This is a genomic window from Nocardioides sp. AN3, from assembly GCF_054653495.1.
Genome location: NZ_BAAIGC010000013.1, coordinates 49,757 through 61,265 on the forward strand (window position 1 = coordinate 49,757; position 11,509 = coordinate 61,265).

11 protein-coding genes are annotated in these 11,509 nt (G+C 69.6%); 1 reads left to right on the plus strand and 10 read right to left on the minus strand.

The window, feature by feature from the left end; all coding sequences use genetic code 11:
• Positions 1-139: 139 nt before the first annotated feature.
• Positions 140-1,366 carry a DUF349 domain-containing protein gene (locus ACYQ1K_RS15530; RefSeq protein WP_459984019.1) on the plus strand — a complete coding sequence of 409 codons (1,227 nt, stop codon included), beginning with the start codon at positions 140-142 and terminating at the stop codon, positions 1,364-1,366.
• Between the two features lie 135 nt (positions 1,367-1,501).
• Here the strand turns inward: ACYQ1K_RS15530 and ACYQ1K_RS15535 are convergent, their stop codons facing one another.
• From ACYQ1K_RS15535 to ACYQ1K_RS15580, 10 genes are all read right to left on the minus strand, one after another.
• Positions 1,502-1,798, minus strand: a complete 297-nt coding sequence (locus ACYQ1K_RS15535) for a GIY-YIG nuclease family protein (protein ID WP_459984020.1) — start codon at positions 1,796-1,798, stop codon at positions 1,502-1,504.
• A gap of 179 nt (positions 1,799-1,977) precedes the next feature.
• Positions 1,978-4,311: a RelA/SpoT family protein gene (locus ACYQ1K_RS15540; protein WP_459984021.1), complete on the minus strand. Its 2,334-nt coding sequence runs from the start codon at positions 4,309-4,311 to the stop codon at positions 1,978-1,980.
• A 49-nt stretch (positions 4,312-4,360) separates the two neighbouring features.
• Positions 4,361-4,903: an adenine phosphoribosyltransferase gene (locus ACYQ1K_RS15545; RefSeq protein ID WP_459984022.1), complete on the minus strand. Its 543-nt coding sequence runs from the start codon at positions 4,901-4,903 to the stop codon at positions 4,361-4,363.
• On the minus strand, positions 4,900-6,168 hold the full coding sequence (gene secF / locus ACYQ1K_RS15550; protein WP_459984023.1) for a protein translocase subunit SecF: 1,269 nt from the start codon (positions 6,166-6,168) through the stop codon (positions 4,900-4,902). The genes ACYQ1K_RS15545 and secF overlap by 4 nt, the downstream gene beginning before the upstream one ends.
• Positions 6,168-7,853 (minus strand): protein translocase subunit SecD, encoded by a 1,686-nt coding sequence (gene secD, locus ACYQ1K_RS15555; RefSeq protein WP_459984024.1) that lies wholly within the window; start codon positions 7,851-7,853, stop codon positions 6,168-6,170. The genes secF and secD overlap by 1 nt, the downstream gene beginning before the upstream one ends.
• A gap of 4 nt (positions 7,854-7,857) precedes the next feature.
• The gene (yajC, locus tag ACYQ1K_RS15560; RefSeq protein ID WP_459984025.1) at positions 7,858-8,166 is read right to left on the minus strand and encodes a preprotein translocase subunit YajC; all 309 of its coding nucleotides are present in this window, start codon (positions 8,164-8,166) and stop codon (positions 7,858-7,860) included.
• A gap of 219 nt (positions 8,167-8,385) precedes the next feature.
• Positions 8,386-9,459 (minus strand): Holliday junction branch migration DNA helicase RuvB, encoded by a 1,074-nt coding sequence (ruvB, locus tag ACYQ1K_RS15565; protein ID WP_459984026.1) that lies wholly within the window; start codon positions 9,457-9,459, stop codon positions 8,386-8,388.
• 3 nt (positions 9,460-9,462) lie between these two features.
• Positions 9,463-10,056, minus strand: coding sequence for a Holliday junction branch migration protein RuvA (ruvA, locus tag ACYQ1K_RS15570; RefSeq protein ID WP_459984027.1), 594 nt, complete (start codon positions 10,054-10,056; stop codon positions 9,463-9,465).
• Positions 10,053-10,574: a crossover junction endodeoxyribonuclease RuvC gene (gene ruvC / locus ACYQ1K_RS15575; protein WP_459984110.1), complete on the minus strand. Its 522-nt coding sequence runs from the start codon at positions 10,572-10,574 to the stop codon at positions 10,053-10,055. The genes ruvA and ruvC overlap by 4 nt, the downstream gene beginning before the upstream one ends.
• A gap of 112 nt (positions 10,575-10,686) precedes the next feature.
• Complete coding sequence (locus ACYQ1K_RS15580) at positions 10,687-11,454, minus strand: YebC/PmpR family DNA-binding transcriptional regulator (protein ID WP_459984028.1); 768 nt, start codon at positions 11,452-11,454, stop codon at positions 10,687-10,689.
• Positions 11,455-11,509 lie beyond the last annotated feature (55 nt).

Consider the following 11,509-nt stretch of genomic DNA (forward strand, 5'->3'; position numbering starts at 1 on the left):
TCGAGGGCGCGGATCGTGTGCCTCATCGGTGGGGCGAGGCCGCTCAGCACGATCTCTGACTACGATGGGCGCCTGGCCGGGCACTCGTCACGAGCACGCCCGGAGCAGTGTGACGACGATGATCGGACAGGGATCACCAGTGACGAGCAACGAGTGGGGCCGGGTCGACGCCGAGGGGAACGTCTACGTGACGGCCGCGGACGGCGAACGCTGGGTCGGCCAGTATCCCGACGGGTCGGCGGAAGAGGCACTGGCCCTCTTCACCGACCGCTTCGACCAGCTCGCCTTCGAGGTCGAACAGCTCGAGCGTCGGGTCCACACCGCCAAGGCGAGCCCGGAAGAGGCCACCGAGGCCGTCAAGCTCGTGCGCACGAAGGTGGCCGAGGCCCATGCCGTGGGCGATCTGGCCTCCCTCAGCGCTCGCCTCGACGCGCTGACCCCGGTGATCGCGACCCAGCGTGAGGCTCGGAAGGCCGAGCGCGCCGCCCGCGCCGAGGAGGCGCGCGGCGAGAAGGAGCGCATCGTCGCCGAGGCCGAGGCACTCGCGCAGGGCAACGACTGGCGCAACGGCGCCAACCGGCTGCGCGACCTGCTCGAGCAGTGGAAGGTGCTGCCCCGCATCGACCGGGCGGGCGACGAGGCCCTCTGGAAGCGGTTCTCGACCGCGCGGACGTCGTACACCCGTCGCCGCAAGGCGCACTTCGCCGAGCTCAACGAGAAGCGCGAGGGCGCCCGGGCGGTCAAGGAGAAGCTCGTCGTCGAGGCCGAGGCGCTGAGCGAGTCGACCGAGTGGGGCCCGACCGCCGGTCGCTACCGCGACCTCATGCAGCGCTGGAAGGCGGCTGGCCCGGCGCCCAAGGACGTCGACGACGCGCTCTGGAAGCGGTTCCGTGCCGCGCAGGACACGTTCTTCGGTGCCCGTGACGCCGCCAACGCCGCGGTCGACGCCGAGTTCGCCGCGAACGCCGAGGTCAAGGAGCAGCTGCTCGTCGAGGCCGAGGCGCTCCTGCCCGTCCAGGACCTCGCCGCCGCCAAGGCCGCCTTCCGTGACCTCGCCGACCGCTGGGACGCCGCCGGCAAGGTGCCGCGCGACCGGATCCGTGACCTCGAGGGCCGCATGCGCCGCGTCGAGCAGGAGATCAAGTCGGTCGAGGACGAGCAGTGGCGCAAGTCGGACCCTGAGAAGTCCGCGCGCGCCGACGACATGATCACCAAGCTCGAGGCCGCCATCGCGCAGGTCGAGGCCGACCTCGACAAGGCCCGCGCCGTCGGCGACGCCAAGAAGGTCTCCTCCCTGGAGGAAAACCTGGAGTCGCGCAAGCAGTTCCTGGAGATGGCCCGCCGGGCCAGCGCCGACTTCAGCTGACCGGCGCGTGCCCCTTGGTCGAGTAGCGAGCGGTGTGTCCGCTGGTCGAGTAGCGAGCGCCAGCGAGCGTATCGAGACCCACCCGGATGTCGCTGGTCGAGTAGCGAGCGTATCGAGACCCACGCGCATCGCTCCCTACCCTGAACGCCTCTTCCTGAAGTCCTTCTTGGCAAGCTGAGGTAACGCGTCGAAGTCGCCGCGGATCAGCGCTTCACGCTTCACGCGGGACCAGCCCTGGATCCGCTTCTCCCAGGCGAACGCATCACCGATGTGCTCGTACTCGGCCTGCCACACGAGTTCCACGGGCAGCCGCGTGCGCGTGTATCGCGCGCCCACGCCCGACTGATGTTCCCAGAGGCGTCGCTCAAGGTCGCGGGTGCTGCCGACGTAGTACGACCCGTCAGCGCAGAGCAGGATGTAGGCGAACGGCATGCCTTGAGTGTCGCCGAATGCCCGACCGACGCGGGCGCGTCGTCCACAGGAGTCCGACGTGGGTCTCGATACGCTCGCTGGCGCTCGCTACTCGACCAACGAACCAGTCTCGATACGCTCGCTGGCGCTCCCTACTCGACCAACGAACCAGTCTCGATACGCTCGCCAAACGGGCGGCGTCAGCTCGTGACGCGGTAGGCGTCGAAGACGCCGGGCACTGAGCGGACGGACTTGAGCACCTGGTCGAGGTGCTTGGCGTCGGCCATCTCGAAGGTGAAGCGGCTCTTGGCGACCCGATCGCGGGTCGTGCTCAGCTGGGCGGAGAGGATGTTCACGTGGGAGTCGGAGATCGCCATGGTGATGTCGGAGAGCAGCCGTGAGCGGTCCAGCGCCTCGACCTGGATGTTGACCAGGTAGGTCGAGTTCGCACCCGAGTCCCACTCGACGTCGAGGAGGCGCTCCGGCTGACTCTTGAGCGAGGCGGCGTTCGTGCAGTCAGCCCGGTGCACCGACACCCCGCCGCCCTTGGTGACGAAGCCGATGATCGCGTCGCCCGGGACGGGGGTGCAGCACTTGGCCAGCTTCGTCCAGACGTCCGGCTGGCCCTTGACGAGTACGCCGGCGTCGGCGCTGCGCGACGTCGTCGGCCGGTTGCGCCGGGTGGTGATGGTGACGGCCTCTGCCAGGTCCTCCTGCGCCCCGTCGCGGCCGCCGTGCTCCTCGATGACGCGACGCACGACCGCCTGTGCGGAGAGGTTCCCCTCCCCCACGGCCGCGTAGAGCGCGTCGACGTCGGCGATGTTGAAGTGCCGGGCGGCCAGCGTCAGCGACTCGTGCGACATCAGCCGCTTGAGGGGCAGGCCCTCCTTGCGCATGAGCTTGGCGATCTGCTCCTGGCCCTTCTCGATCGCCTCCTCGCGCCGCTCCTTGGTGAACCAGGCGCGGATCTTGGACCGGGCGCGGTTGCTCTTGACGAAGCCCAGCCAGTCCTGCGAGGGACCGGCCGTCGGCGACTTCGAGGTGAAGACCTCCACGACGTCGCCGTTGTCGAGCGTCGACTCCAGGGGCACGAGCCGGCCGTTGACGCGAGCGCCGATGGTGTGGTGGCCGACCTCGGTGTGGACGGCGTACGCGAAGTCGACCGGGGTGGCGCCGGAGGGCAAGGCGATGACATCGCCGCGCGGAGTGAAGACGTAGACCTCGGTGCGGTTCATCTCGAACCGCAGCGACTCCAGGAACTCCCCCGGGTCCTCGACCTCGGACTGCCAGTCCATGAGCTGGCGGACCCAGCCCATGTCGTCGAGGTCGCCCTGCTGGTCGGTGTCGACGCCGTTGCGGCCGTCCTCCTTGTACTTCCAGTGCGCCGCGACGCCGTACTCCGCGCGACGGTGCATCGCGAACGTGCGGATCTGCATCTCCACCGGCTTGCCCTGGGGGCCGATGACGGTCGTGTGAAGCGACTGGTACATGTTGAACTTCGGCAGCGAGATGTAGTCCTTGAACCGGCCGAGCACGGGGTTCCAGCGCGAGTGCAGGACGCCGAGGACGGAGTAGCAGTCGCGGTCCTCCGCCACCAGGATCCGGATGCCGACCAGGTCGTAGATGTCGGTGAAGTCCTTCCCGCCGACGATCATCTTCTGGTAGATCGAGTAGTAGTGCTTGGGGCGACCGGTCACCGTCGCCTTGATCTTGGCCTCGCGCAGGTCGTTCTCGACCTGGCTGATCACCTGGGCGAGGAACTGGTCGCGCGACGGCGCGCGCTCGGCCACGAGGCGCACGATCTCGTCGTAGATCTTCGGGTGCAGGGTCGCGAAGGCGAGGTCCTCGAGCTCCCACTTGATCGTGTTCATGCCGAGCCGGTGGGCCAGCGGAGCATAGATGTCGAGGGTCTCGCGCGCGCTGCGCTCCTGCGACTTCACGGGCACGTAGCGCAGCGTGCGCATGTTGTGCAGCCGGTCGGCGAGCTTGATGACCAGGACGCGGATGTCCTTTGACATCGCCACGATCATCTTGCGGATCGTCTCGGACTGCGCCGAGTCGCCGTACTGCACCTTGTCGAGCTTGGTGACGCCGTCGACGAGCCGCGCGACCTCCGCGCCGAAGTCCTTGGTCAGCGCCTCCAGCGTGTACGCCGTGTCCTCGACCGTGTCGTGGAGCAGCGCTGCGACGAGCGTGGGCTCGGTCATGCCCAGCTCGGCGAGGATGGTGGTGACCGCCAGCGGATGGGTGATGTAGGGGTCGCCGCTCTTGCGCAGCTGGCCCTCATGCATCCGCTCGGCGGTGGCGTAGGCGCGCTCGAGGAGCGCCAGGTCGGCCTTGGGGTGGTTGGTCCGCACCGCACGGAACAACGGCTCGAGCACGGGGTTGCCGACCGTGTTGCGCTGACCCATCCGGGCGAGCCGGGCACGCATGCTGCGCCCCGACGGCGGTGGCGGCGGCGTCGGCTGCTGACCGCCACCGCGCGCCTGGCTCGCGCTCTCGCGGGGCGCTGCCACGGTGGGCTTCTCGGTCATTGGCACAGTCTAGTGGTGCAGGGTCGGACCGAGGGGCGAGTCGGCCGCCTCAGACCGCCAAGAGCGACGTCAGCGGCAGCGAGCCCACCGCGTCACGCCCGGGCAACGCCGAGAGCTCCATCAGGACGGCGACTCCCGCAACCGTGCCACCACTGCGCTCGACCAGCTCACGCGTGGCCGCGACGGTGCCGCCGGTGGCGAGCACGTCGTCGACGAGCAGGACGCGCTCGCCGGGCCGGACGGCGTCGGTGTGGATCTCGAGCGTCGCCTCGCCGTACTCGAGGGCATAGGAGACCGCGTACGTCGCCCGCGGCAGCTTGCCGGCCTTGCGGACCGGCACGAAGCCGGCGCCGAGTGCGAGCGCCACCGGGGCGGCCAGGATGAACCCGCGCGCCTCCATGCCGAGCACCTTGTCGACTGTCGTCGCGCCGGTCTCGTCGCGGCCGGCGTCGGCGAGCGCCTGCACGGTGGCCGTGAAGGTGTCGTGGTCGGCCAGGAGCGGCGTGATGTCCTTGAACAGGATGCCCGCGGACGGGTAGTCCGGAACGTCCCTGATCAGCTCTGCGAGCGCCGAGGTCAGGGCCGCGGTCACGACTTCTTGCCCCGCTGCGAGCGGGACTGACGCGTCGGCTGCTGCCGTCCGGAGGCGCCGCTCGGACGGATCGGGCCGCGCGCGGGCGGCGCGATCCGACCCTGGCCGAGGCGGGTCGCGGTGGTGTCGGGACGTCGACCCGACTGGACGGGCTCGACGTCGAGCTCGATGTCGTCGTCCAGCTCAGGGGCCCCACGGGCCTCGCCCGGCTCCCCGGAGACCGGCATGTCCTCGGTGAACGACGGGACGGATGCGTAGCGGTCCGCCTGCGCACGTGCCCGCGCCCTCGCCCGCTTCTCGGCGAGCTTGACCTCGGACTCGTTCGACTTCAGGTGCACCAGGATGCGTGGGGCAACCCAGACCGAGGAGAAGACGCCGGCTGCCATGCCGACGAACTGTGCGAGCGCGAGGTCCTTCAGCGAACTGGCGCCGAGCTGCACGGCGCTGACGTAGAGGATCGCGCCGATCGGGATGAGTGCGATGATGCCGGTGTTGATCGACCGGACGAGGGTCTGGTTGACGGCCAGGTTGGCCGCCTCGGCGTACGTCGTCCGCGACTCGCGCAGGTTCCGGGTGTTCTCCCGGATCTTGTCGAAGACCACGACGGTGTCGTACAGGGAGAAGCCGAGGATCGCCAGCAGACCCGTCACCGCAGACGGAGTCACCGAGAAGCCGGAAAGCGAGTAGACGCCCATCGTGATCACGATGTCGTGGAACAGTGCAGCGAGGGCGGCCAAGGACATCTTCCACTCGCGGAAGTAGAGCCCGATGAAGAGCATCACCAGCACGAGGAAGACGCAGACGCCCAGGATCGCACGCTGGGCGACCTCCTTGCCCCAGCTGGCGCCGATCGAGGACGGCGAGATCTGCTGGCCCGCATCGGTGATCGTGACGGTGGACTCGATGACGTCCATCATCTGCTTGTTGCCGGTCGCGCCGAGCTCCTCGGTCTGGATCGTGAGGCCGTCGCTGCCCGAGGTCGACACCGTCGGCTCCGCGGCGCCCTTGATGTTGGCGTCGACGATGTTCTGACGGAGCTGGTCGGCCGTGCTCTGGGTCGCCTGTGAGGAGCTGAGCCCGTTGATGCGGTACTCCGTGCCGCCGGTGAACTCGACGCCGAAGTTGAAGCCGTTGAAGATGATGACCAGCAGCGCGGCGAGCACGATGCCGCCGGAGATCGAGTACCACAGTGGCCGCTTGCCGACGAAGTCGATCGAGCGACGGCCGGTGTAGAGCTCGTTGCCGAGCCTGGAGAACTTGCCCATCAGGCCTTACCTCCCACGACGACAGGGGCGCGTTGTTCATCGGTGCCCAGCGTCTCGGGGCTGAGCCCGGACAGCTTGCCGCCGGCGTTGAAGAATCGGAAGCGCGCGAACCAGGAGACCAGCGGCTTGGTGAACCAGAACAGGACCGCCAGGTCGATGATCGTGGAGAGGCCCAGCGCGAAGCCGAAGCCCTTCACGACGCCGGTCGCGAAGATGTAGAGGATCAGGGCGGACATCAGCGAGACGATGCTGGCCCCGATGCGCGTGTGCTTGGCGCGCACCCACCCGGTCTCGACGGCCACCCGCATCGACCTCCCCTCGCGCATCTCATCACGGATGCGCTCGAAGAAGATGACGAACGAGTCGGCGGTGATGCCCACCGCGATGATCAGACCCGCGATGCCGGGCAGGGTCAGCACGAAGCCGGCGGTGTTGCTGAGCAGCAGCACCATCGCGTAGGTCCACGCGGCGGCGAACGACAGCGAGGAGAACACCACGATGCCCAGGCCGCGGTAGTAGAAGAGGCAGTAGATCATCACCAGGGCCAGACCGATTGCGCCGGCCGTCAGCCCCGCGCTCAGCTGGTTGCCGGCCAGGGTCGGCCCGATGACCTCGACGGACGTGCCGCTCTTCTCGAACGCGATCGGCAGCGACCCGTACTTCAGGCTCGTGGCCAGGCTCTTCGCCTCGGCCTGGGTGAAGTCGCCGGTGATCTGGGCGCTGCCGCTGATCCGGCTCTCGGCGGTCGGCGCCGAGAGGACCTGTCCGTCCAGGACGATGGCGAACCGCTGCCCCGTGCCGGCGATCTTCTGGGTGGCGTCGGCGAAGATCCCGCGGCCGTGGCCGTTGAAGTCGAGGGTGACGACGTAGTTGACGGCGTTCTGCGGGATTCCGTAGCTCGCGCCGGTCAGGTCGGTGCCCTCGATGATCGCCGGCGAGAGCAGGAACTTCTCGGTGCCGTCGGCGTTGCAGGTGACCAGCGGCTGGTTCGGGTCGTCCTTGATGTCAGCCGCCGTGGTCGGGCACTGGTAGTCGTTGAACTTCTGCGTCCAGTCGGCCGGCGGGTTGTTCATGAAGGCGACGGCGTCGTTGAAGGTCGACGAGGAGGACTTCGGCTTGGCGGAGCTGCTCGCCGAGGCGGACGCCGACGAGGTGGGCGTCGCACTCGGGGACGCGCTCGCCGACGGCGTCGAGTCGGCCTTCGCGAAGCCGACGGGCGCGCGCTTGGCGGCGGAGCTCGGGGCCGCGGCACTCGGGGACGTCGCCCCCGAGGGCGACGTCAGGCCGGGCGTGCCGGACGACGGGCTCGCCGATCCACATGCCGAGCCGGCGTCACAGGCGACGAGCCGGAAGCGCATCTGCGCCTGCCGCGCGACCGTGTTGACGAGGTCCTCGCTGTTCTTGCCGGGGATCTCGACGACGATCAGGTTGCTGCCCTGCGTCGTCACGCTCGCCTCGGCGACGCCGGACCCGTTGACGCGCTGGTCGATGATGCTGCGCGCCTCGTCCAGGTTCTGCTTGCTCGGATGACCGGCGGCCACCAGCGTGATCCGGGTGCCGCCCTGCAGGTCCAGGCCGAGCTCGGGCTTCCAGCTGCCGCCCAGGGCGACGAGGCCGTAGGCGATCGCCAGCGCCACGAAGAACACCGCGAGGGTGCGCCCTGGCCTGGGCGTCTTGCGTGCCATGGTCTTAGTTCTCCTCTGAGCCGGCGACCTCGGTGTCGTCGTCTTCCGGCTCTGGTCTGGTGAGGACCTGGGCGATCGCACCGCGGGCGACCTTGACGGTCACGCCAGGCGCGATGTCGACCAGGAGGTGGTCGTCGGACGTGCTCGTGACAGTGCCGTAGATGCCTGAGCTGAGCATCACGTCACTCCCCGTTGTCAACGCGGACTGCAGGGTGCGAAGTTCCCGCTGCCGACGCTGCTGGGGACGCAGGATCAGCAGCCAGAAGACGGCCAGGATGAGCACGAACGGCACGATCGGGCCGAGTGAGGACACGAGAGCTTCTCTCCAGCTGACAACGGGGCACAGCCGACAGGCGTCGGCCGACGCGCAAGTCTAGCCGCGCGCCCGGTGTGCGTCGTGAATCCGCGCATCTGGGCCGCGGCACGCTCACGGCGCCGTACGCGAGCGTCACCCAGAGCGTCACCGGAGGGCCACCGGAGCGTCGCCAGCCGGCCATGGGAGCGTCGTGATCGCTTCATGGGCGCCCCGTCCTCACTCCTCGAAGAGCGGCTCCTGGCCGGGCAGGGGTGCCGGCGCGGTGAGCCCGAGGTGTGCCCAGGCGGCCGGGGTGGCGATCCGCCCACGCGGAGTACGCGCGAGGAAGCCGTTGCGGACGAGGAACGGCTCCGCGACCTCCTCGACCGTCTCCCGCTCCTCCCCGACCGCGACCGCCAGCGTCGAGACGCCGACGGGACCCCCGCCGAACCGACGGCACAGGACGTCGATGACGGCTCGGTCGAGGCGGTCCAGCCCGAGCGCGTCCACCTCGTAGAGGTCGAGGGCGCTGTTGGCGACGTCGAGCGTGACGACGCCGTCGGCGCGCACCTGGGCGAAGTCGCGGACCCGGCGCAGGAGGCGGTTGGCGATGCGCGGCGTGCCCCGGGATCGCGACGCGATCTCGGAGGAGCCCGCGTCGGTCAGCTCGACGCCCAGGAGCCCGGCGGAGCGGTGCACGATGAGGTCGAGCTCGTGCGGCTCGTAGAACTCGAGGTGGCCGGTGAACCCGAACCGGTCCCGCAGGGGACCAGGCAGCAGCCCCGCGCGGGTCGTGGCGCCCACCAGCGTGAAGGGTGGGATCTCGAGCGGGATCGACGTGGCGCCCGGCCCCTTGCCGATGACGACGTCGACCCGGAAGTCCTCCATCGCCATGTAGAGCATCTCCTCCGCCGGCCGCGACATCCGGTGGATCTCGTCGACGAAGAGCACGTCGCCCTCGTTCATCCCGGAGAGGATGGAGGCGAGATCGCCGGCGTGGGTGATGGCTGGCCCGGAGGTGAGCCGCAGCGGCGTGCCCATCTCGGCGGCGATGATCATCGCGAGCGTCGTCTTGCCGAGCCCCGGAGGACCGCTCAGCAGGACGTGGTCGGGGGCTCGCCCCCGCTGGCGCGCCGCCTCGAGGACCAGACCGAGCTGCTCCCGCACGCGCGTCTGGCCGACGACCTCGTCGAGGGTGCGCGGACGCAGCGCCGCCTCGACCGCCCGCTCGTCACCCTCGGCCTCCGCCGCGGTGAGTCGCTGCAGGTGGGCCGACTCCGCGGCGTCCAGCTCGTTCTCTCCGAACGCCATCCGCTACGCCTTGCTGAGGCCCTGCAGGGCCGTCCGGAGCAAGGCGCTCACGTTGGGGGTGCCGGCCGGATCCGGTACGGCGGCCACCGCCCGCTCGGCGTCCTTCGCGTTGTAGCCGAGCCCCTGGAGGGCCTCCTGGACCTGGTCGCGCCATGCGGCCGCCACGACGGGAGCGGCGGGACGCGACGATCCGAGGGGCGCACCCAAGCGGTCCTTGAGCTCGAGGATGATGCGCTGGGCGACCTTCTGGCCGATCCCCGGCACCTTCGTGAGCGTCTTGACGTCGTCGGTGGAGACCGCGACGCGCAGCGTGTCCGGCGTCAGCACGGCCACCATCGCCTGGGCCAGCTTGGGCCCGACCCCGGAGGCGGTCTGGACTAGCTCGAACGTCGACTTCTCGTCCTCGTCCGCGAACCCGAAGAGGGTCAAGGAGTCCTCACGCACCACCAGCGACGTCGGCAGCGTGGCCTCCTGTCCGGTGCGCAGACCGGCGAGGGTGCCGGGCGTGCACAGCAGCTCGAGCCCGACGCCGCCGACCTCCACGACCGCGCTCGAGAGGGTGACGGCGGCGACGGTGCCGCGCACGTGGGCGATCATCGGTTCCTCCCTGCTGCAGCCAGAGCTGCGTCGATCCTGGCCTGGGCACCGCCCCGCCAGATGTGCGTGATGGCGAGCGCCAGCGCGTCGGCGGCGTCGGCCGGCTTGGGCATCGCGTCGAGCCTCAGCAGACGCGTCACCATGGCGCCGACCTGCGCCTTGTCGGCGCGGCCGTTGCCGGAGACGGCGGCCTTGACCTCCGAGGGGGTGTGCAGCGCGACCGGGATGCCTCGGCGTGCGGCGCACACCATGGCGAGGCCACTCGCCTGCGCCGTGCCCATGATCGTGCTGACGTCGGAGCGGGCAAAGATCCGCTCGACCGCGACGGCGTCGGGCCGGTGCTCCTCGATCCAGGCGTCGATGCCCTTCTCGATGGTCACCAGCCGCTCGGGGACGGCCAGCGTGCTCGTCGTGCGGATGACGCCCACGTCGACGAGGTCGAGAGGTCGTCCGATCTGCCCCTCGACGACGCCCATGCCGCATCGGGTGAGACCGGGGTCGATCCCGAGGACCCGCATCAGCCGAGCTCCTGCGTCGAACACATGTTCGCAGGCTACCTGGTCCCGCCGGCCGGCTCGGCCGCGACACGCCCCAGCGACGGTTCGTCGAACAGGCAGCCCGCCCGGCGCGTCAGGCGTCGATCTCCTCGAGGACCTCGTCAGGGATGTCGGCGTTGGTGAAGACGTTCTGCACGTCGTCGAGGTCGTCGATGACGTCGACGAGCCGCATCACCTTCGCCGCGGCCGTCGCGTCGGCGACGGGGATGTCCATGCTGGCGACGAACTCGACGTCGGCGGAGTCGTAGTCGATGCCGGCGTCCTGCAGCGCCGTGCGAACGGCGACGAGGTCGGTCGCCTCGGACTGCACCTGGAAGGAGTCGCCCAGGTCGCTGACGTCCTCGGCGCCGGCGTCGAGGGTCGCCTCGAGGACCGCGTCCTCATCCACGGCCTTCGACTCCTGCTCCTTCGGCACCACCACGACGCCCTTGCGGTTGAAGAGCCGCGAGACAGACCCGGGGTCGGCCATCGTGCCGCCGTTGCGGGTCACCGCGGTGCGGACCTCCATCGCGGCGCGGTTCTTGTTGTCGGTCAGGCACTCGACCAGGAGGGCGACGCCCTGGGGGCCGTAGACCTCATACATGATCGTGTCGTAGGCGACGCCGCCGCCGTCGAGCCCGCCACCGCGCTTGACGGCGCGGTCGATGTTGTCGTTGGGGACCGACTGCTTCTTGGCCTTCTGGATGGCGTCGTAGAGCGTCGGGTTGCCGGACGGGTCGGGGCCACCCATCTTCGCCGCGATCTCGATGCTCTTGATGAGCTTCGCGAACAGCTTGCCGCGCTTGGCGTCGATCGCGGCCTTCTTGTGCTTCGTGGTCGCCCATTTGGAGTGGCCAGACATCAGTCCCTCTTCTTGTCGCTCGAACAGCCGGTGAAGTCTACCGCCGTGCGACCAG

What these genes read in the sequence shown, in the direction of transcription:
- secD (WP_459984024.1), bottom strand. Translation starts at nt 7,853, where the DNA reads ATGGCACGCAAGACGCCCAGGCCAGGGCGCACCCTCGCGGTGTTCTTC.
- ACYQ1K_RS15540 (WP_459984021.1), bottom strand. Translation starts at nt 4,311, where the DNA reads ATGACCGAGAAGCCCACCGTGGCAGCGCCCCGCGAGAGCGCGAGCCAG.
- ruvA (WP_459984027.1), bottom strand. Translation starts at nt 10,056, where the DNA reads ATGATCGCCCACGTGCGCGGCACCGTCGCCGCCGTCACCCTCTCGAGC.
- ruvC (WP_459984110.1), bottom strand. Translation starts at nt 10,574, where the DNA reads ATGCGGGTCCTCGGGATCGACCCCGGTCTCACCCGATGCGGCATGGGC.
- ruvB (WP_459984026.1), bottom strand. Translation starts at nt 9,459, where the DNA reads ATGGCGTTCGGAGAGAACGAGCTGGACGCCGCGGAGTCGGCCCACCTG.
- ACYQ1K_RS15535 (WP_459984020.1), bottom strand. Translation starts at nt 1,798, where the DNA reads ATGCCGTTCGCCTACATCCTGCTCTGCGCTGACGGGTCGTACTACGTC.
- ACYQ1K_RS15580 (WP_459984028.1), bottom strand. Translation starts at nt 11,454, where the DNA reads ATGTCTGGCCACTCCAAATGGGCGACCACGAAGCACAAGAAGGCCGCG.
- secF (WP_459984023.1), bottom strand. Translation starts at nt 6,168, where the DNA reads ATGGGCAAGTTCTCCAGGCTCGGCAACGAGCTCTACACCGGCCGTCGC.